Here is a 20058-nt window from a genome sequence, read left to right as displayed (position 1 = left end):
AGTATCACCCTTCATCAAATGTTTTTAAAATTTTGTCCACCTGAGCGAATGAATACTGCTCACCATCTTTCAATAATGCATTCAATGCATCACGACGATGAATATATTTACGACTGCTGACCAGCTGTGTTTTTGTAAACTTTGGTTGTGTTGCCTCAATAGCTTCACCAACTTTTTCCGACGTAACTGGCTCAACTTTCGCTTGAATTGCTTTCGCCAACTGATACCACCCTTTCTCTGTTTAAATAATGATCTAATGAACCCATGAGCACTTTCGCTTCTACTTCTTGCAAGAAGAAATCGAAACGCATGAAGTTATGACCTATACCGTCTACAACCTCACTATTCGCCCCTCTAGCAAGCATTTTAGCGCCATTTAAGAGTGTGACATCTTTTAGTGCCTGTTGAACCTTTAACACCATATTCGCGCTTTCTGATGCCCCACTTCGTGGGAAATACTGAACATCGAATAGTGGTGTGACTTTCCATAAGCCTCCGATTTGCCGTATGTGTTCAAAGGACAAAAACTGAATAAAAAAAGCAGGAGTCGTAAACCCCTGCGGTATTTCATCCATATATTTTTTGCAGTTGCTACCAAACACTTCATGGAGCTTCCGTGAAATAGCAACCATGATATCGTTAATTTCCATCGAAAGCCTCCCTTAGCATTCGTGTTAGTTTCTTTTCAATGATTGATGGTGCTTGCCTTTCGATTTGATCAGCAGCAATCGTCATTGTAAATCTACCATTTACCCATCCTTGATGGTCACGTGTACGATGGCCGTACTCATAATACATGGCATATTCCGTTGGGTTAAATACTTCGATTTGATATTGATTTCCAACCTTCTTTACATTTGCATCAACCGTCCAGTTGTTTCTTAATGTACCCGTGATAACCTTGGTGTTATTTTTCACTCTACGTAGCAAACGTGCAGCAATCTCTTTTGTCATAGATTCAAGGAACTTTTCGTAATCCTGTCCAAGACGTTGTATTTTACGCTGCATACGTTGCAGTTGCCGATAATCCACCCGTGCTCCACGTCTAGCCATCAAGCCCACCCCTTGAATAAATCAAGCACGATTTCTTGATGGTCCATAAACACGCCAGGCTCGCCTGATCGCGTGTATTCAGCCGTTACATTGTCTTGCGTAACAATGATTTTGCATCCGGCCGGAATGTCGTACTCATTTCCAAGTGACAATTTAATTTGCTTTGTAACGATAGCTGGTCCACCAGTGGACGATGCGCTAGTGAGTTTTTCATGGGATAGTTTGCATTTAAGATTTTCATGAAGCATCACCTCGCCATGTGTTGTAACGTGAGTGATTGGGTCTTCTACTTCTCCCCAACCGATAACATCGCATTTACCACGCCATAACTTTTCAAGTGCTTTACGACGAGCGCTTACCATGTGAGCACCCGATATTTCACGAAATCGACTTCGTTATGCTGCAGATAAGTGATAAAAGCATTGAAACGCGCTTCTGGTGTGGATTTTGCATCAACAGCAAATTCAACGTCTGTGTCACCGTCTTTGACACGTTTTTCAACAGTATCGAAATTGAGCGTGTTGATATCAAGCAAACCCATGGATTTTTTAGTAAACAAAAATTCCCCAACAGCCATATCGATCGCGACATGTTCTAACCCTTGAGGAATTGCATCTAAATTTGTTTGGTTTTTGATATGGTCAGTCGTTTTATTTACCGCAAAAGATAATAAAAACACGTCTGTGCTATTTGGTTCATTGCTAATCGGAACACTGAGCGACGCTAAGCGCTCTTTTACTTTTTCGAGCATGCTAATCACCCGCTTTCAGATGTTTTAGTTGTACGAGTAGCTTTTTTCGGCTCCTCTAATTGTTCCATTGTCGATTCATTGAAATGTTTTTCATCAATGGTCAACTCATCACCAACTAAAAAGCGCTCTCCCTTATAACGAATCGGAAAAGCGCCATCTTTAACTTTTACTTTAATAGTAGCCAATGCAATCAGCCTCCTTATGCAATCGGTTGTGCTTGGAATACGTTCTGTGCTTCTGGGAATGAAGGAATGGCTGTAGCTGCTGCTTTCACCCATGTTGACACTGGATCTTTGCCTTCCTCATATATCATAGCAATCACTTTGCCAACCGTTGTTACATCAGCACCATCTAGTACCATACGTGATTCTTCCGGCGTTGGACCATACAGTGTTTCACCTAATGGGCCATCACCGAACATAACAAATTTATTGTCTGGGAAGTAACTCTTTGTTGTATATGTGCCATCTGCATTTTGCTCACGATATTTCGTATTCGGACCTGATTCATATACCGCAATATTAGGTAAGCCTTGTTGTGTCAGGAACGCATTAAGGTCAGCTAAATTCGCTACACGACCTGAACCAGTACCATATAAATAACCAATAATTTTTGGATCACGCAACATAATTCCTACGATTTTTTTAGATGTTAAAGCACGAGTCGATGTAATATCTAACGCATCCGACCAACGCTCTAAATCACCTAAAATATTTTCCGTACCTGTGCCCCAAATGCCTGTACCTGACAACGCTTCTTTGTGGTCGTTAGGCACATGATAGTCGAGAGTTAACTTTTTTGGTGAGCTTTTTGCTTCATTTAAAGCTAAAGATAACTCCCCTGTAGATAATAATTGCATACGCATTAATTCAGTTGTTGCACGAACATCATTAACAGCCTTGTCGATTAAATTAAATACACGTTGTGTTAAATATTGTTGTTCTTGTGCTGTACGAGGGAATTTAAGAGCAATTAAATCCTTTTCTTTAATTTGATATTTCTTTTTTACATATGCAGCTTCAAGTGCTTGTTTAGCAGCCTCTACCGAACCGATTTCTGCCTCTGTGTCAAAAGAGTGCACCTTTGCAATAACAGGCAACTCATTAGCACCTACAAGATACTCAAATTCAAGCGTATCATGTTTAACTTCTGGGAAAAGAGTTTCTCCCACGCCATAGCTTTGATATTTTCGTTCCTTCATGTAATCTAGTACTGTTTTTTGACCAAATAACTCTAAAATGTCTGGCATATTGTTTTCCCTCCAATTATCGGAATTTAATTTCTTTTAATGCTGTTTTTGCTTCTGCTGAAGGTGCTGTATGCAATCGTGCTTCCAGTACATACGCTTCAACAATTAAAGAACCCGGTTGTGGTCCATGGGTTACATCCACATCGGTATATAAGATACCTTCTGCCGTTGCATCGTTAGCTGGCAAAATAGTACCTGCTTTGACGACTTTCTTCCCGTCTGCACCTGCTACCACTCCGACATCGCTCACTAGCGTTGTGAATGATTGCACCTTCGAAGATGCTAAGAAATTTACACGTTCATAATTTGAAATAGGTTTTACATACGGCATATTAAATCCTCCTTTTATTTAGCTCCAAGGGCTATTATCTGAATCACTCGAACCTTTTTCATTTGCCATCTTAGCGAAGTTAGCACCAAGACCACTCGCACCTTCTCCACCTTCATTGCCATCAACAGGGACCCAGCCTTTAAACTCTGGTGCTTTCTTTTCTGGCACAAATAAAAAGGACTTCGATTCTTGCAACGTTTTAAGTTGCTCATCCAGTCCTTTAGCGACGCTTCCGTCCTCACCTAATTCAATTTTTGTTCGATCAATTAGATTTGTTACCAAATCAGCATCATGCACTTTACCAGCAAGAGCAAGCTTTAAGGCACTAGACATACGCTCATCCTTCAACTGTTGCTCGTACTGTGTTTTAGTTTGCTCATTTTCCTGTTGTAATTGTGTAATTTTATTTTGAAGTCCCTCAGCATCAATTTTCTTTAGTTCTTCAAGTTGGGTGTCACGTTCAGCCAGTTGAGTTTCGAGTGTCTTCTTTGCTTTATTAACCTCGTCAAATCGTTCTTTCGGAATCATCGTCCCGTATTTACCGATAAGTGCGTCTGCTTGTTCCTCACTGAATCCCATAGCGATTAAATCTTCTTTTTTCATTACTACATCCTCCTAATTCGTTTTTTGCAGGTAACGACCTGTTAGGGTTAGACACTTGTTCTTTAACGTCTGCAAGCGCTAAAAAGACGAAAATAAGCATAATAAAAGCACTCAACCTTTTTTAGGCTAAGTGCTCAATTTAATAAAAATATTGAATCGTAAACTTTTTGGGCTTCAAAGTAGAAATCTGTTGGATCGTCATTTTCATCTAATCCCTCTAAGGTGAGATCGTGAATTTCTAACAGTAAATCATTAATAGGACCATTTTTTAATACTTCAAAATTTGACAGATGTTTCATCAGAAACTCTTCATCCTTCTTTGTCATTTTAATCATCTACTTACCGCCTTTTTTGGTGTAGTTTGAATTAAATTACCTGTCGTTCGATTAATTGTAACAATACAATCATCATTTATATACTGCTTAGAATTTTCCTTCTCTCTAATTTGCGTTGGGTTAAGCAATGCACTTCTAACATCTTCTATACGTACACCTGACCGTTTCCCTTTAGCAGTTGTACCTGCCTCTATCTGCCCGATAACTCTATCAACAAAATGCGACTTATAACTTGTAATCTGTATTCCATCAGATGTAGTAAGACCTACTAAATTTTCACGGATATCTTTGGCGATGTTTTTATAGGTACTGTATCCAGTCAAAACATTGATATCACCTTTCTCAACAGCCATTTTGAAGCCTTTAAGATGATACCATTCATTGTCATTATTATACTTTATTTCTTGGAAGGCATCCAGTGAATTGGGACTATCATTTCCTAATATTTGCTTAAAGCCCTCGAATTCTTTTTTATCCTTCTCTTTATTCGCTATCTTTTTATTATAAGTAGCTAATTTCTTTTCACCGTGTTTTTCTACTTGTGACTGGTACCATTCCTCATACTTCATGTTGCTAGGTACGTAATACGTTTGACCATCAAGGTCTCTCGCAATACGGGTACCATAATCATCCTCAAAATATGGAGCAGTTGTTGTACGACATCTCGGATGAAACGGATTGGCCGTTACACCTGGTTCAAAGTCTGTCATCTTGAATATCTTGCCGTCCATCGACTGACAGATGCTACTTGTTTTATGATCTAATGTCGCAATGATTTCATAACGCTCTACGTCTAGCTCTCCATAAGCATCCTTCGAAGCCGAAGCACTAAAAAAAGCCTGTTCAGTTAAAACCAAACGGGCTGCATTCGAGCGTGATGTATTCATTTTCTTTTGAATGACTGAAATTAAACGATGAGGACTCTCTCCTTTGGCTACAGCGAGCGTTAACTCTTTATGTAGCGTATCAATCAATAAGCCCCTATCGCGCCAAATTTTAGCGCTAAACGTCATATTATCAGCAGTCCATGGCTTACTTATTATTTTGGTTAAACGAGCCTCATCAAGCTTTTGGAATGTAAAGCCGATATTAAAAGCCTTTTGTACTTCGAAAGCCGTGTGATAATACTGCTCTTGATACACTTCTTTCATGAGACGCTCAAAGCCCTCAATTTGGTCACCATATAACGCTTCTACATGCTGCTGGAGTTGTAGCTTTAAACTCTCCAAACGTGAAATGTGAACACGAGCAGAGGCATTTTCAAGTTGTTTCATCCACTGCTGATTAACAGCGTTCTTTTTACCGTATTCGATATAGTCCTCAACAGACCACTTAAATTCCTTCAATTCATCGCCTTTTAGCAGTTGCTTTGCTTCATCGAGTGTTACACCCTCTGATTTGGCAAAACGCTCATACCAACGCAGTATGTCGCTCTCAAGTGACTTCATTGTTTCGATGTAGGCGCGCTCTAAATCAGCGTAATAAAAAAGAGAGCGCTTATGCTGAGCATCCTCTAATAATTCGAATCGTTGTCGCCAGTAATTACGTTTCTTCGCCATTTAGCTCACCTTGCTTTTGGTTGAAAGTAGTATCGTAATTATCGAACATATTCATTTGTTCCTGCTGCTCTTGCTTCTTACGATTCAATTCGAGCTGAACATCTTTTACATATGGATGCTGAGCAATCTTTGTTTCCTCTGATAAGTAAGTTGATTTTTCTAATACTTCAACAACTTCCATCTCGTTGATGAGGATGTCGCGATTAAAAATAATATCAACCTTTTCACCTTCGAAGTCACCTTGTCCTGTATTGGCTAAATGCTGATTGATAAACCAAAGTAATTCTTCAAAAGAAGCTTGGAACTCGGTCTCAATACCATTAGCATCCAATTCAATGTCGCTGTACATAGACTGGATATTCATTTGGTTTGGATTGTTCGCCATACGCTCGTCTTTTGCATCATAGCCACGGCCGTTTTCAATGAGTGCTTTTTTAAACAAAGAAAGAATCGCTTTGTAATTATCAGCATTGACCTCTATTGTCAGCGTCTCCACGCCACCTTTTTGACCGTCACCAGAACGCACTTTAACAGCCCCGTATTGAGCTAGATTGCGTCTGAATTGTCCTAAGTCTTGCCCATCGTAATTATGAAGAACAAGGATTGTGTTACGGGCATCCTCTTGCATGTTATTTTCAAAATCACTAAGCATAATGTTGATGCCATCTTGTAACGATTTCACACGCTTAATAAGCGGAATCTCTTTGCTATTAAACTTGAAAGGAATCAACGGAACGCGCTGCCAGTTCATCTCTTGTACTGTTTCCCCATCATCTACAGTGATATATGATCTTGTTCGAGCAGTTACATCCGACACTAAACGACCATTAAACCATTCATAATGTTCTACGCCATTGGTACTGTAAATCTCTACTTTCTCGATAACCACTTCCTTGTCGCCCTCATAGGCAACCGTAGAGTAAATACGAATAGCAAAATCTACAACCGTTCGCTCTGAATCCTTCCAGAATGGAATAATTTCATGGGGTGGGAACCGTTTTAATGCAAACTCGCCATTTTCATTGTAGTAAGGATACAGCCATCCAATGCCCCCGTTTAAGGCATCTTGCCCAATATTTCGTAATGTTCGATGGAATCGTTTGTTGAAAATGTCCTGCAGCTTCTTTAGATAATCCTCATTTTCTGTTTCGATGGTGATGGGCTTACCTAGTTGGTAGTTTACCTTCTGATCTACGAGCTTAGCATATTGGTTATCTAAAACTTTGTTATTAGGCAGATTATCAGCTTTCTCTAATCGTCCACCTTTGCCAATCACTTTACGCTCACGCTTTAAAATATCCTGCTCACCTTCGTAGTAAGCCTCACCCGTCAGCATCCATTTACGCTTTTCGGATTTTTTAAATTTGTTAATTTCATTTTCAATTATTTTTGTATCGCTAATTACTTTTCGAGCACCGTCTTTGACATGTTGGTTAATGATTTCTGTGTCTGTGCTAGTTCCTTGAAATGGGAAAAGCATGTTATCACCTCTTTCTAGTCGAAGCTATATAATTCACCTTGTCCTATTTTTTCAGCAATGCCGGTTGTAGCATCTGGCGCATCATCGTGCTTGTTTTTGCCTTCGCGTTGGTATTCCGTCATCGCTTTATAATATTCTGGCCATCGATAACGCCAATCTGATGGATAATAAATATGATCCATTACCCATGTAGCATTCGATAAAATACGAGCTTGCTTGTTTTTAGATTGATGGAACGGCACAATGCGGGTTCGATTCGAATTGTATTTCGTCTTAAGTATGCGTTCAACGGCACGTGCATAGCCACGACCGCCGTTGTTGCCTTCAATGTCTGATATATTCACTTTGCCTTTGTATAGCATTTCAGCGTGCTTCGGCTCGGTTTCTTCCATGGGTGCTTTTGTGTAGAGTACATCCAGCACATAGGCTTCATCGTTAAACGTGACACCGTAGTTAATAGAACAAAGGTAATCTGCGCCTGTGTCTGCCGTATCAGTATAGTTTTTGATGTACTTAAACTGCGGCAATTCACCGTCATACGTTTTAAACGAGCTGTACAAGCGCCCTTTTTGGTCAATCGGCTCCTGTTGGTAGTTAGCAGCGGCGATTTCGGGGCTCATGGCACGCGTTTTACTTTCGTACGATTTACGACTTAACACTTCATCACAAAGCATAGTACCCTCATCTTGCAATGCTTTCATGTTAATGTGACGAACTCGCTTACCTTCTTCTTTGAAAAACCCTAACGCTCGCCCTGCTAAATCTTTAGAGGACCAACGCGTCATAATGATGATGATTTTTCCGCCTTCTTCAACACGAGAATACATGGTGTTCGTAAACCATTCCCAATGCCCGTCGAGTTTACTTTCATTGAAAGCTTCTTCTGCGTTTTTTACTAAGTCATCAATAATTAATAATGATGCCCCGAAACCTGTAGCCGTCCCTGTAGGAGAAGTAGCTAAGTAGTTGTTATAACCACCTTCTAAACTCCATAAATTCATGGCGCCATCACCATGTTTAATTTCTACACCAGGAAAAATATCACTAAATACAATTTTTTCTTCGTCCGCTTTTTCTTCTGAAATCCCATTTCGAACAGCTTTTGAAAATGTAGTTGAAAGCGTTTCGTTATATGAGCCGGTCATTATCTTCTCTTCCTGATTCTGACCAAATACCCACTGTGCAAACATAGAAGCCGTTCTCGACTTGCCATGGCGTGGAGGCACGTTAACAATTAATACCTCATCATCCGAGCGATAAAAGTCTTGCATTTCATCACATAGATCAATGAGGTATTGTCGGTTTTCTTTATAAAATTTTGGCGCTAGCACATTACAAAACTTGAAGAAGTTCGTTTTCGCTTCTTCGATAGCCTCTAGCTGTAACAACATTTCAAGTTCGAGTAATTCTGCATCTGTAATCATTTTAACTTCGCCTTCAATTCTTCAATACGCTTTTTACGCTCTTCTTGGCTCATTTCAATGACTGTATTCGTCACACCGCCACTATGCTCCACCTGTTGCTTATCACGCCATACATCCGGCTTACGATTTTTAAGCCAAAAGATTTGAGCCGTGGTATCAGGAACAACCTCTTTCGTCCGTTCTTCCACAAGCACGCTCTTATAACGAGAAACACCCAGCTCGACCAATCGAATTTCTTCCATGGTCGCATCTGGGTGCTCCAGCTTATATTTTTGTACAGTTACTTTTTGTAGCAGGTGGTATTCTTCGTCAGACATTTGTGCTTGCTCGTATTTCTTTTCGGTATAATTGTAGCCTAGCGCCCTTTTAAGCAAAGCGTTCTCGACTTGACGATCAACAATTTCCTTTCCCTTTTTTAAGGCTGCCGAAAGTGCCGAAAACTTATCTCTCCATGTACGTAACGTTGAATATGCAATCCCCATATTATGAGCAATCTGTTCATCGGTCAATCCATCCCTAGCCCAACCTTCAATTTTGATTAACCCTTCATCGGTGAGCCATTCTTGATACTTCCCCTTAGCTCCACCTTTATTAACTTTCCCAATGGCATCACCCCATTATGCTAGTTGCTACATCATAATAAAAAGCCACACCTATAAGATGTGACTTAATCAAATTAACTTAGTTAGCTTTGAATTCTATATTGCTTATTCTTCCAACTTACTACAAGACTTAAAATTGATATTACAATGGCTAGTACATATAATCCTGTTAATAAATAACCAACTTGAGCTACTCCTTCTCTTAAAGCCATTTTAAAATAAAAGAAGGTTGACACTACCATAGCTACTATGGTAAAAATATCAAGTGATCTAACTTTATTTTGCATTTCTTTCATCACAAACACCTCCCACTCCATCATACTTCTAAATAGAAGGTAATTCCTTAACATTTTTCTGCTTAATCACCTCATTATGCTAGTTGCTTAGTTTATTTTTATGCGTAAAAAGCACCTACAGAGAGATGCTTAAAACTATTTTTCAAATTTTATGTTCGTTACTAAAGAATGAAAATATACTGCTGTCGGATATGTTGAAAAAGCACGAATCATTAGCGAAGTTAAATAAACGGACACTACTAAGGTCACGATAAATGAAAAAATAACAGTGCCAGTGAACTCATCTAGTAGTTTATAAAGCGAAATGATAGATCCAAAAAGAGCTATTATTACAGGGAAATATTTTGAAGGGTCATTAGATTCTTTAAAATCAGCAGCCCTGCCTATAATCAATGCTTGTTGTGTCGGATTTAAATTTTTTAAAACATCTATATTGTTGTTTATGCTTTCAATGCCGAAAGGGGATTTCTTTATGTATAATTGTTTATCAATAAATTTTTTTAATACTTGATCCTTCCCTCTCGTTGCTTCGATTAAATCACTAATGAAAATATTCTGATCCGAACTATTCGTTTGATTTAATTCAGTCATTCAAATCACTCTCCCTCTTTATGTCACTATTCGACACGCAAATGGAAAGTCCTTCTAAATCCCCAAACAAAATCGGTATTCTCTATATTTTTATGAATCCCACGATAGGTTTAATCGTCCCACCCGCACACACACTTACTGGGCCCTCTCATCACTCGCTATGCGTATCCATTGGCTGTTTGGTGCAGTTTTCAAAACAGAAAAAGCACCCATATACATGAGTGCTACACAAAGGGGATTGTGGTAAACGAATTGCGTTCAGGCAAAAAAGCCTTTCGTAAATAGTAAGGACGAAGTCCAGCACTAACACGAAGATTAGTTCCGCTCCGTCCTACCTCCCATGATATAACGAATTTTATTATCTGTATAATGTTTTACATTTGTTCCTTTTGTTACATCTATTACATCTATTTCTAGAGACTTAGATTTGTTTCTCGTTGTTATCTCTACATTAAAAATGCAATAATTTATTCATTAACCAAATATAGGATGTTAAAATACAATAAAAGGTTCATTTGAATAAAATTGAGTAGAGGATGATTAACTATGGGACAAGTTTTTATTGATGAAAAAGGACCACAGGAAACGATTAGAATTTCAAGAAACTACCGCGATGATAGAAGAATAAATCTTGGTGATGATTTAATGCGATCTTATATCGCTGATGTACTTTATATTCCGGAACGTGCTCTAGAAAATATTAACAAAAATTATTCTGAACTTGTTAAAAATTATAGAGAAGGACAAAAAAATAAAGTCGAGCAGGAACTTAAAGGAATTGATATTCTACAAGGGAACTTCAAATTTGGCATTGCGAGTTTAAAAAAAACGAATAGTAATTTCTATCTTAAGTTATTTGATATCCTACTTGAGGAAGACGTTTCTAACTTACTTTGTTCAGTAAATAAAATGTCAATGGTTATTGATGCCAGACTCACACAATGGATTCTAAAGCTTGACACTAAAAGATGTATTAAATCTGCTAAGTTGTTTAAATACACTCTTACAAAATATTGTGAAATAGAAGCATCAGATGAGGTCATCAGAAATCTTTTCGATTCACAAAAAAAAACCAAAGAAATATTGGATTCTATTCAGATTGATTTGAGAAAATTCGTTACAAAGCACAAAAATAACCCAAGAATGAAACTTCAATTAAAAAATTACAAAGAAATGATATCAACAATTCAGAATTGGAAACACTTAGCTGATAATTTAGTGTTTGAAAAAGTATCATTTGATTGGGATAAGGTAAGCTTCGATATTGACTTATGGATGACTGAAAATAAGTTAAAAGGTATATGGCAACCTGAGCAGTCAACGTTAATTCTTGACCAAGGTATACCTTCTGAACCGTTTGAAACGATTGGATTCAGGAATATAATGGTAGAACAGGATTCTAAAGATTTCGTTGGATTACAAATAGCAGATATGTTGGTAGTAATAACTGGTAGTTACATTTCTAAACTTACATCTGCACATCGTTATGATAAAGCAGAACCAGAAAAGCCTAAATATCTTGAAAAAGAGTGGTTTGATTTAGAGGAGCATCAATTTGACCTGATATTAAAAATGACCCAGTTCTTTTTTGGAACTAACAACACTTACAGTTTCATAGTGGATACTTATTTTGACGAAAGTCTCATTTTCGAAACGTTTTGTAAGTATGTAAGTTCCTTTAGTAGCTATGAGAATTATCAAAAAAAGTCTAGTACTTTACATGTTAAAGGTATGTTTGACGACTATAAGGATGCTTCAGAAAAAAAATGGAACTTAGCACTAGAAAATGAAATTTTTATAAGGTCTTTTTACGGAGATTATATTACTGGAATTAAAGAGGGGATAGTACGGAAGTTATAAGGTACTCGTAATTATTAACTTGATTGTTTGTAATAACAATAAACATAAGCTTAAAACCCTTAACTTATAAGGGTTCTAAGCTCCTTATCATTACTCCACCCCATTACACATCATCTGATTCAATATGTTATTTCTAATCCTAAATATCGTTGTACTTGATAACTTCATATGCTTACCAATCGCCCTCATACTGTCCCCATTCAATAAACGATGCAGCACCTCAATTTCTCTATCGCCTTTCACTAATGGGATGCGTTGCTGCACCTCAGATACTTTCCGTCGATATTGCTGAATACGAAAGCCACCGAATTGTGTACGACGATGCACCTCATAGAATACAGGGTCGCTTGTCCCACCACTTGCTTTTGGTAACGTTGAATCGATGCCGTAACTAGCAACCTTTGCCCCTTTGAAGCTAGCTGCATCTACCTCTGCCTCTTTGATTGTTTCAATCATCCAGTGATAATCCTCAATCCATTGTAATAAATTGCCCTCAGAAACTGTCATTTGCCCAGACATAAGCGCCCTCCTTATGTTATAATAGCCTTGTATAATTTTGCTAGATTTTGAGGTGGCTCGGCTGTTGCTGGGCTATTTTTTATGGCCAAATACTTTCGGCTACCGATAATACAAAATCCACTAGGTCGTGGAATTTACTTTTCTTTTTACTACGCTTCTTTCTCATCATTGCTCCTTATTTTTGACGGAATGCTTAGCAACCTAATTCATGAATTAGTTCCAGCTGCACTTCACTTAATCGCTTCTCAGCAATTTTTATATACTCTGGATTTAGCTCGATTCCTATAAAATTTCTTCCATGCTTTAATGCCACTAATCCAGTTGTTCCGGAACCAAAGAATGGGTCCATTACTACACCATCCAATGGACACCCAGATAAAATACACGGCTCGATTAAATCCTCCGGGAATGTTGCAAAATGTGCTTCTTTTAATGGTTTAGTTGATACTGTCCATACTGACCGTTTATTCCGCTTATCTCGAATGGCTCTAAACGCTTCACTGCCGTACTTTCCGTTGAATGAACCTCTAGCTTTATCTACACGCCTTTGTTTTTGAGGTTGGCCGAAAGCCCCCTGTGAACCTCTAATGTCTTGTGTACCGTATATAGCTGGCTCTTTAATTGCTTCATGGTCGTAATAATATTTAGGCTGCTTGCTTAACAAAAAAAGATATTCATGTGATTTAGTTGGCCGATCAATAACACTCTCTGGCATCGCATTAGGTTTATTCCAAATGATATCTTGCCTTAAATACCAACCATCAGCTTGTAATGCAAAAGCTACTCGCCACGGCAATCCTATTAAATCTTTTGGTTTGAGTCCTTCAACATTTTTCGAAACCTTCAAAATGCCTCCATGCTGTCCGGGACTTTGCATGTGTACTTTGCCGGGATTTCCTTTACCGTCTGCGTTTCTCCCTCTTCCACTACCAGCGTACGCATCTCCTAAGTTAAGCCAAAGTGTTCCGTCATCTTTCAGGATCCGTTTAATTTCTCGAAACACATCCACAATGGCAGTTACATATTCATCAACGGAACTTTCTAGCCCTATTTGACCCTCAACACCATAATCACGTAAACCCCAATAAGGAGGACTTGTGACCACTGTATTTACACTTTCACTAGGTAATGATTTTAGAACTTCTAGACAATGTCCTTGATATACTTTATTGAGTTCCATACCATCACTCCTTTACTGCACATAATGTTTCTTACGATCATTGACGAAATGTACATTACTTAATTTCGTGAAATTCTTTGTTAAAGTGTTTTTCCATTTCATTTTTATCTGCTTTGATCCATTCTCCGTAAGAGAAACCACAATCTCTACAAAGATAATCACAATACCAGTAACCCTTCTTACTATTGATTCCTTGAGAACAACAAGACATATTAACATCTCTTTTGTGCTTGCAAAGAAACTGTTTTATCCTTTTTGAGAAGCTTACTTTTATTTTCAAAACCACACCCCACGATACTGCACATTTTGTTTCAAATACTCAATACCTCAACCATCACCTCAGCCCTTGGATTATCCGAATACCACTTACGAGCAACCAATTCATATACTTGGCTATCGTCATGCCATAAAACCTTGCTCAGACCGTCTTTAATGCCCTTTACCAAATTATCGATGTCTGGCTTGGTTGTCGGTCGTATTTCCCCGGCAATGGCTTGCTGTGTCTTTTTCTTACTGAATGATTTAGGTATCTTACGGTACACATCGATTGTGAGCTTAATCGGCTCTGTGATAAGTGCAGCTGGTGCATGTTCGGATGCAACCAGACGCACAAATGATTTATAATCTTTACTTTCCTTTGGATCATACGTACCGAATTTAGTTATGCGTGGTCGTTGCTGTGCTTGTACGTCTCCTGGTACTGTGAACTGGATAATCATAGTTGCCCTCCTAACAAATCAATTGCATTTGCCCATCATCCTCAACGTAATCTGCCGCAAAGTTCCCACTTAGTAGCACTTCGAATATGGCTTCTAATACTGGTACTACGATGCTATTGGCAGCTAACGCATACAGCGTGGCACTTCTTTGATGTGGCTTTGGTGGAAATTCTTTCAGCATTCGATCGAAATCTTCATCGTCAAACCCCATTAGTCGCCAATACTCGCGTTCAGTAGGATAGCGATAACGACCATCGCTTGTTTGAATTACTCCAGGACCCGGACAACGATCTGGTCTTTCAGTTAATGTATAAATGAAATCTGTAACCGTAGGAATGTAATTGAACTTACTTTTGTTCGCTTCGATTTGCTCTTGCGTTGCTAATGCAGCTAAACGACTTAACATCGATGGAATTTTCACAACGTACTTTTCTAAGTCAAATTCACTTTCATCTTGCAAAAAGTTTTGTAACGGTTGAAATAACTTCGTCTGTAACCGATTGAAATCGAACATTTCCTCACCCAATATGGATATACAAAAAATCCGTTCTCGTTGTTGAGGAATGCCATAGTCGATAGCGTTAATCACTTTGTAATTGTTTGTGTAACCCATTTCGTTCATTTCACGTAAATACTTCTGAAAGATAGGCAATTTGTTTCGATATGTGGCTCCCTTGACGTTCTCCCATATAACAAATCTCGGTCTCCACTCTCCCATTTCCCGGATAATACGAAGTGTTTCAAGCATCAGCTCAGAACGCCCTTTATCATCGTTGAGGTTGGCTGCTGAATTGTCCTGACACGGGCTGCCATGTACCAAAAAATCTGGCTTCAAATCCCACCCAACGACGTTTTGTGTTTTATACCTAAAAGGATTCATCGCGTTATACGCCTTTACACGATTCTCTTTCCACTCGACATAATCGACTGTTTTGACCTCATGTCCCATGTTTTTTAATGCTTTGATATCGGATCCAATACCACCGAATAAAGATAAGAGTTTAATCATTACCTCACCTCACAACTGTTGCCTTAGACCTGTACATTTTGTTAGCACTCTCTATCTAGTGCTGATAGATTTGAGATAGAGAGTGTTGTAATTTGTTTATTATTTTCTAAGAAGCGCGCTCGCACTCCTGTTCTTGCCCTTTAGCCTCGAAATAAGCACATGTCTCATCGATCGTTGCAAAACCTTTCAAGTGATGCAGCCTCCACATCCACTGATGAAACGCTTGCTTGAAATGCTCGTCACCGAATTTGTGATAGTTGATTCCGTTAAGGATTAATTGTCTGACGATGAATTGTTCATTCATTTGGTTCACCTGCCAATGCTTTGCGTGCAATTTTCCCTTTGACATAAAAGACATCACCGAAAATACGATTTCCTCTTGGCTCTGTATGGTTCTTTTCATCTGCATAAAATTCCAACGCTTCACGATATTCATTCGATTTCCCTTGCTCTTCTAGTAATTGTCTGTGCAAGTGTACAAATTGTTCACGAATTTCAAGTACACTCATGCCGTCGTTACCTTTTAGCAATTCTTGCAATCGCTCAACCTCTGTAATCAAAGTTGGTACATCATTTTCTACCAAATGTAGTGTTGTGAGCCCGCTTTTATCCCATCTGCTTGCGCGCTCTTTAATCGCTTGTAACTGTTCTACGTTCATTCCGACACCTCCAGCAGCTCTGGATTTTCGTAGATGTTGCCGATAATCTCAAAAATTTCATAACTGATTTCTTTAGGTGTATAAAGTGTCGGACCTTGAACATCGAATTTATCAACAAAAACGAAGCCTGCATGCTCTTGTGAATATTCAACAAAAATAGGTCCTTCATCGCCGTTATCTGTTAAAATATCCCCCTCATAAATCTCCTTGCCATTCTTGTCCTTTAAGCCTGTGTATTGCATTAATACATAACGAGGTGCGTTTGCGTACATCATAAAATGACCACCATAAACGTTCCAAATATCTTTTTCGTCGTGTGTGTAACCTTTTACTGTAGTTAGGTGCCCACCGTTTCTACCGTAAGTTAATTCGTGTACAGGGAATAATTCTTTTGTTTTCTTATCCCATGCTCTAAACTTAATCTCCCTCATACTGCCCCTCCTAAAATAATTTCAATTGATCCTGCTCAACCTGCTGTCTCAGGTAGTCCGTAAATCGCTCTGCCGTCCCCTCAGTCGCGTTCAAATTCCCAAAAGGATAAATCCCCTCTCGCTTCTTGAAAGCCTCTAATTGACCGTTTATCCAAGCATTGTAGTTATCCTTATGCACCGTATCTCCCACACGCCGTTTTGTGGCGTGCAGGAAGATGACAAAGTGCTCGTTGTATTTGGATTTGTCGAAGTGCTCTGGTTGTAGGGTGATGTTGGTCATTAATATCCCTCCAATACCGGAACCAGCCCTAACTCCTCATGAATTTCGGCTAAACGTTTCTTACTACGTTCAACTTCTACCTGATCGCCTTGCTGCATCGCATCATACAAACTGGCGAGCTCGTAATCTAATTCAGCTTCAAGTGCTTGTTTACTCGGCTTTTGATTTGTAGTTGGTGAAATTGGAACCCACATCGGTTTGGGTGTTTTATTTTGTGGTCGTTCGTCTGCAAATTCCCACCATTTGCCACGAGTAGATGTCATTAATAATATTTTGCCTCCAAGTTCGAATAACTCCCCATCTTCAGTTATTTGAGTGATTGGCAATACTTGACCTTTACAATTACCTTGCAATATTCGAATTTCTATACCTTTGAAAGCGTCCATTCGCGAAGAGGTATGGAATGTCGTCGATTCATCCTCGATTTCATAGCCGTGTATTAAGGCTTTTTGAAGTGTGCCGTAATCGATTTGTTTTAAAGCTTCATTTTCTCTTAAAATCCAACCTCTAGGATCGCGTTTGTGAGCTGCTAAAATATCGACATTTTTAAAACTTTTAGTCACAAAGGCAATGGCATCGGCCACAGCCTTACTAACCTTAACTTTTTCCATCAGTACCCCTCCAATGGTCGTTTATCTTTAACGCGGTCATCGAATAACACTGCTTTTCGATTTTTGGATAAACGGGAAAGCGTCTTGCCGTCATACATTTTGTTTAGCTGCTCCCCACCTAAATTTGTGGTAACAACCGTTATTTTCTTCTGACGGCTATTTGCTACTGCTCGTAAAATACGACCTGTGAAATCGGATGCTCGTTTTTCTGTCTGTTCGTTGCCTGTTTCGGCTCCTAAGTCGTCAAGGACTAAAACATCGACCTCGCTCATTAAGCGTGTAAAATAAAGCTCTGTGTACTTGCTCTCGGGATTATTAAACGAATCTCTCAATCTACGAAGCATCTCGTCAATATCGATGAACAAGCAGCTCATTTGGTTGTTCGAACGAACATTGATGTCGTGTAGTAATGAATAGCCAAGGTGGCTTTTTCCGACACCAGGAGGACCGTATAGCAAGATGTTGAATTTCTCACCGTTTAAAATCGCTGTAGCGTATTGTTGCATGGCTAATAAATTTTGATAGGCAAGTGGTTCGTCGTCTGTACGATAGTTATCAAAGCGAGCATATTGAATGCTTTCGTCTTGTAAAACGCTCTGGTTGTATAAAATAAGCGTCTTATCGTTAGCCTTATATTGATTAGCTTTAGCCTGTTCCTCGGCCGTGGTCTTAGCAGTCTCACGTTCACATTCACATACAGGGCAAACAACTTGTCCGTTAATAATCATTTTTTGTACCTTGTATTTGCTACGTAGCTTCTGCATTTCAGTTTGGTATTCCATTACTGCATCCCAATCATCCTCAGCAGGCATCTTCGGTTTAACATGCGCTGGTACATGAGTAGCACTGGTGCAATACTCAGAAGCCCAAGTCAGCTTTGTAGCCATTGTTTGGCTTATGGTTGTGCTTAATGCCTCCATTCAATTGTCTACCTCGCTTTCGTTGTTCAAAGGCTGCATCATCTCGCTCAACCTCTGCTAAAGTGGTAATTCGCTTCTTCTGCCAATCTATTAAAATATTCTCTATATATCTAAGACCTGTTGCATTCGCTAACGCCGACCGTTTCATTGCTTCTATGACAAGTTCTTTCGGATACTCCCTTTCCCAATGCTCAATCGTTTCTATCTCGATTGGATTCAGGCTATATCGAACGTTGTCCATGTAGAAGCGAAGTGGATCAGTAGCAGTAGTAGGATTAATATCAGTATTTGGTTTATTCAATACTTGGTTATTATCAGTACTTAGTAGTGGCTGATTTTCTACTTCTTGAAAACCTACTTCTTGGTTTTCTACTTGTAGCTTTTCTACTTCTTGAAAATCAGGTTGTAGAGAATCTTTGTATGGAATTTCGTGAACGATTGTCTCCCAGCGTACAATTCGTTGCCCTTCACGAACTGGTTTACGCTCTACATAACCGCAATCTTTTAATTCTTTAAAACCACTTTGGAAAGAAGCCTTCCCATCCGTTGCATGCGTTTGAAGCTCCTCCATGTAAAACACCCAATCATCTGGCATGGAAAGCAGGTATGCCATGATACCTTTCGCTTTCCAAGATAGCCGTTTATCGTTGAGTGCCGTGCGATTCATTACTACATAGTTGCTATTCTTAGCTACCCTTACAATGCCCATTGCCCTAGCCCTCCTAAAACGGTATTGGTAAACCGTCAATAACGTAATCTTCTAATTTCATGCCGTGGAACGATGCACCGATTACCCAAATATTAATTTCTTCGACCGTTGCGTTATTAACATCTGCAATAAATTTGAATGCTGTTTCGGTGTTTAATTTTTTATCATCGCGACGTTTGATAATTTCGCTAATTAAGCCTCTGCGAATGGCTTCTAGCATGATTCTTAGGGATTTTTTCATGCCCTGACCTCCTAAATCTATTTAAGCCCTCGATATTCTTTGATTTTGCTAATTAACAATCGACATTGATCTTCATCAAACATCGCAATATGGGCCTTTTCTGGTGGTAAATCCATAAGTTTTTGCATTAATCGGTAAGCTCCACTACGCCCCATTTTTCGGTGTTTTCCTCGCCATATAGGGTCAAATATTGAATGAGCTGTCATGCGTAATGAGCGCAATTGTTTGTTAGCCAGTATGCCTAGTGGTATTCCGCCTTTTCCATGAGTACCTACATAAGCATCACAAGGGTAGCAGACGTAAATGTTTGTACCGTAATCCTTGCCGTAAAATTCGCGACTACTGACAAAATCAGCTTATAAACCGCAATATGGGCATTCTACATCTAGCTGTTTCAAAACAACCCCCCCTCACCAAACATCGTCGTAATCGGTATTATCAACTTCTAAAAGTTCCAAATCGGTGTCTATATGACCGACAATAACCATGTCCTCCACCACTAATTCTTTTACGTTGTCACGCCCTTCAATGACTGCGTTATCGCATAGAGCAAATTCTAAGTATTGCTCGCCAGTTTCTTCAATAATGACACCAGTAATTAATCCGTATTCGACGATGTCGCCTGTATTTAATGTTGTTTGCATGT

30 protein-coding genes and 1 pseudogene are annotated in these 20058 nt (G+C 39.1%); 1 reads left to right on the top strand and 30 read right to left on the bottom strand.

The window, feature by feature from the left end; translation table 11 throughout:
* Positions 1–4 precede the first annotated feature (4 nt).
* The 16 genes from ACQQ2I_RS08625 to ACQQ2I_RS08550 form a co-directional block, all read right to left on the bottom strand.
* Positions 5–220, bottom strand: a complete 216-nt coding sequence (locus ACQQ2I_RS08625; protein WP_431030120.1) for a hypothetical protein — start codon at positions 218–220, stop codon at positions 5–7.
* On the bottom strand, positions 192–650 hold the full coding sequence (locus ACQQ2I_RS08620) for a phage tail terminator family protein (RefSeq protein WP_431030119.1): 459 nt from the start codon (positions 648–650) through the stop codon (positions 192–194). Before ACQQ2I_RS08620 ends, ACQQ2I_RS08625 begins: the two co-directional genes overlap by 29 nt.
* The gene (locus ACQQ2I_RS08615) at positions 640–1053 is read right to left on the bottom strand and encodes an HK97 gp10 family phage protein (RefSeq protein WP_431030118.1); all 414 of its coding nucleotides are present in this window, start codon (positions 1051–1053) and stop codon (positions 640–642) included. The genes ACQQ2I_RS08620 and ACQQ2I_RS08615 overlap by 11 nt, the downstream gene beginning before the upstream one ends.
* Complete coding sequence (locus ACQQ2I_RS08610; RefSeq protein WP_431030117.1) at positions 1053–1415, bottom strand: hypothetical protein; 363 nt, start codon at positions 1413–1415, stop codon at positions 1053–1055. The genes ACQQ2I_RS08615 and ACQQ2I_RS08610 overlap by 1 nt, the downstream gene beginning before the upstream one ends.
* A complete protein-coding gene (locus ACQQ2I_RS08605) occupies positions 1409–1804 on the bottom strand; it encodes a hypothetical protein (RefSeq protein WP_431030116.1) in 396 nt (131 codons plus the stop codon). Before ACQQ2I_RS08605 ends, ACQQ2I_RS08610 begins: the two co-directional genes overlap by 7 nt.
* A gap of 5 nt (positions 1805–1809) precedes the next feature.
* Positions 1810–1989: a hypothetical protein gene (locus ACQQ2I_RS08600; RefSeq protein WP_431030115.1), complete on the bottom strand. Its 180-nt coding sequence runs from the start codon at positions 1987–1989 to the stop codon at positions 1810–1812.
* Between the two features lie 14 nt (positions 1990–2003).
* Positions 2004–3053 carry a major capsid protein gene (locus tag ACQQ2I_RS08595; RefSeq protein WP_431030114.1) on the bottom strand — a complete coding sequence of 350 codons (1050 nt, stop codon included), beginning with the start codon at positions 3051–3053 and terminating at the stop codon, positions 2004–2006.
* Positions 3054–3069: 16 nt separating this feature from the next.
* A complete protein-coding gene (locus tag ACQQ2I_RS08590; RefSeq protein ID WP_431030113.1) occupies positions 3070–3384 on the bottom strand; it encodes a hypothetical protein in 315 nt (104 codons plus the stop codon).
* Positions 3385–3402: 18 nt separating this feature from the next.
* Positions 3403–3987, bottom strand: a complete 585-nt coding sequence (locus ACQQ2I_RS08585) for a phage scaffolding protein (protein ID WP_431030112.1) — start codon at positions 3985–3987, stop codon at positions 3403–3405.
* A 134-nt stretch (positions 3988–4121) separates the two neighbouring features.
* Complete coding sequence (locus tag ACQQ2I_RS08580) at positions 4122–4322, bottom strand: hypothetical protein (RefSeq protein ID WP_431030111.1); 201 nt, start codon at positions 4320–4322, stop codon at positions 4122–4124.
* Positions 4319–5881: a minor capsid protein gene (locus ACQQ2I_RS08575; RefSeq protein ID WP_431030110.1), complete on the bottom strand. Its 1563-nt coding sequence runs from the start codon at positions 5879–5881 to the stop codon at positions 4319–4321. Before ACQQ2I_RS08575 ends, ACQQ2I_RS08580 begins: the two co-directional genes overlap by 4 nt.
* Positions 5865–7361, bottom strand: a complete 1497-nt coding sequence (locus ACQQ2I_RS08570; RefSeq protein ID WP_431030109.1) for a phage portal protein — start codon at positions 7359–7361, stop codon at positions 5865–5867. Before ACQQ2I_RS08570 ends, ACQQ2I_RS08575 begins: the two co-directional genes overlap by 17 nt.
* A 14-nt stretch (positions 7362–7375) precedes the next feature.
* Positions 7376–8785, bottom strand: coding sequence for a phage terminase large subunit (gene terL / locus ACQQ2I_RS08565; RefSeq protein WP_431030108.1), 1410 nt, complete (start codon positions 8783–8785; stop codon positions 7376–7378).
* Positions 8782–9294, bottom strand: coding sequence for a helix-turn-helix domain-containing protein (locus tag ACQQ2I_RS08560; protein ID WP_431030107.1), 513 nt, complete (start codon positions 9292–9294; stop codon positions 8782–8784). Before ACQQ2I_RS08560 ends, terL begins: the two co-directional genes overlap by 4 nt.
* Before the next feature lie 176 nt (positions 9295–9470).
* Positions 9471–9683, bottom strand: a complete 213-nt coding sequence (locus ACQQ2I_RS08555) for a hypothetical protein (RefSeq protein WP_431030106.1) — start codon at positions 9681–9683, stop codon at positions 9471–9473.
* 135 nt (positions 9684–9818) lie between these two features.
* The gene (locus ACQQ2I_RS08550) at positions 9819–10274 is read right to left on the bottom strand and encodes a hypothetical protein (protein ID WP_431030105.1); all 456 of its coding nucleotides are present in this window, start codon (positions 10272–10274) and stop codon (positions 9819–9821) included.
* Between the two features lie 546 nt (positions 10275–10820).
* Between ACQQ2I_RS08550 and ACQQ2I_RS08545 the strand changes: the two genes are divergently transcribed.
* A complete protein-coding gene (locus ACQQ2I_RS08545) occupies positions 10821–12134 on the top strand; it encodes a hypothetical protein (RefSeq protein WP_431030104.1) in 1314 nt (437 codons plus the stop codon).
* Positions 12135–12224: 90 nt separating this feature from the next.
* Here the strand turns inward: ACQQ2I_RS08545 and ACQQ2I_RS08540 are convergent, their stop codons facing one another.
* The 14 genes and pseudogenes from ACQQ2I_RS08540 to ACQQ2I_RS08475 all read right to left on the bottom strand — a co-directional run bounded on the left by ACQQ2I_RS08540 (position 12225) and on the right by ACQQ2I_RS08475 (position 20056).
* On the bottom strand, positions 12225–12653 hold the full coding sequence (locus tag ACQQ2I_RS08540; RefSeq protein ID WP_431030103.1) for a LuxR C-terminal-related transcriptional regulator: 429 nt from the start codon (positions 12651–12653) through the stop codon (positions 12225–12227).
* Positions 12654–12846: 193 nt separating this feature from the next.
* Complete coding sequence (locus ACQQ2I_RS08535) at positions 12847–13833, bottom strand: DNA-methyltransferase (protein ID WP_431030102.1); 987 nt, start codon at positions 13831–13833, stop codon at positions 12847–12849.
* A gap of 311 nt (positions 13834–14144) precedes the next feature.
* Complete coding sequence (locus ACQQ2I_RS08530; RefSeq protein WP_431030101.1) at positions 14145–14552, bottom strand: RusA family crossover junction endodeoxyribonuclease; 408 nt, start codon at positions 14550–14552, stop codon at positions 14145–14147.
* A gap of 10 nt (positions 14553–14562) precedes the next feature.
* The gene (locus ACQQ2I_RS08525) at positions 14563–15561 is read right to left on the bottom strand and encodes a DNA cytosine methyltransferase (protein WP_431030100.1); all 999 of its coding nucleotides are present in this window, start codon (positions 15559–15561) and stop codon (positions 14563–14565) included.
* Positions 15562–15667: 106 nt separating this feature from the next.
* Positions 15668–15865 (bottom strand): hypothetical protein, encoded by a 198-nt coding sequence (locus ACQQ2I_RS08520; protein WP_431030099.1) that lies wholly within the window; start codon positions 15863–15865, stop codon positions 15668–15670.
* Positions 15858–16220, bottom strand: a complete 363-nt coding sequence (locus tag ACQQ2I_RS08515; protein ID WP_431030098.1) for a hypothetical protein — start codon at positions 16218–16220, stop codon at positions 15858–15860. Before ACQQ2I_RS08515 ends, ACQQ2I_RS08520 begins: the two co-directional genes overlap by 8 nt.
* Positions 16217–16651: a YopX family protein gene (locus ACQQ2I_RS08510; protein WP_431030097.1), complete on the bottom strand. Its 435-nt coding sequence runs from the start codon at positions 16649–16651 to the stop codon at positions 16217–16219. Before ACQQ2I_RS08510 ends, ACQQ2I_RS08515 begins: the two co-directional genes overlap by 4 nt.
* A 10-nt stretch (positions 16652–16661) precedes the next feature.
* Positions 16662–16931 carry a hypothetical protein gene (locus ACQQ2I_RS08505; RefSeq protein WP_431030096.1) on the bottom strand — a complete coding sequence of 90 codons (270 nt, stop codon included), beginning with the start codon at positions 16929–16931 and terminating at the stop codon, positions 16662–16664.
* The gene (locus tag ACQQ2I_RS08500; protein WP_431030095.1) at positions 16931–17542 is read right to left on the bottom strand and encodes a hypothetical protein; all 612 of its coding nucleotides are present in this window, start codon (positions 17540–17542) and stop codon (positions 16931–16933) included. The genes ACQQ2I_RS08505 and ACQQ2I_RS08500 overlap by 1 nt, the downstream gene beginning before the upstream one ends.
* Positions 17542–18462, bottom strand: coding sequence for an ATP-binding protein (locus ACQQ2I_RS08495; RefSeq protein WP_431030094.1), 921 nt, complete (start codon positions 18460–18462; stop codon positions 17542–17544). The genes ACQQ2I_RS08500 and ACQQ2I_RS08495 overlap by 1 nt, the downstream gene beginning before the upstream one ends.
* On the bottom strand, positions 18401–19171 hold the full coding sequence (locus tag ACQQ2I_RS08490; RefSeq protein WP_431030093.1) for a DnaD domain-containing protein: 771 nt from the start codon (positions 19169–19171) through the stop codon (positions 18401–18403). The genes ACQQ2I_RS08495 and ACQQ2I_RS08490 overlap by 62 nt, the downstream gene beginning before the upstream one ends.
* A gap of 13 nt (positions 19172–19184) precedes the next feature.
* On the bottom strand, positions 19185–19412 hold the full coding sequence (locus ACQQ2I_RS08485; RefSeq protein ID WP_431030092.1) for a hypothetical protein: 228 nt from the start codon (positions 19410–19412) through the stop codon (positions 19185–19187).
* A 17-nt stretch (positions 19413–19429) separates the two neighbouring features.
* Positions 19430–19750 (bottom strand): annotated as a pseudogene (locus ACQQ2I_RS08480) (zinc-finger-containing protein); the annotation flags it as partial.
* 72 nt (positions 19751–19822) lie between these two features.
* Positions 19823–20056: a hypothetical protein gene (locus ACQQ2I_RS08475; RefSeq protein ID WP_431030091.1), complete on the bottom strand. Its 234-nt coding sequence runs from the start codon at positions 20054–20056 to the stop codon at positions 19823–19825.
* Positions 20057–20058: the final 2 nt, after the last annotated feature.

Origin of the sequence: Lysinibacillus sp. LZ02 (assembly GCF_050613145.1) — a bacterium.
Classification (GTDB): Bacteria; Bacillota; Bacilli; order Bacillales_A; family Planococcaceae; genus Lysinibacillus_B.
The sequence above is the reverse complement of the archived record's forward strand: the minus strand, read 5'-3'. Positions and strand labels throughout refer to the sequence as shown.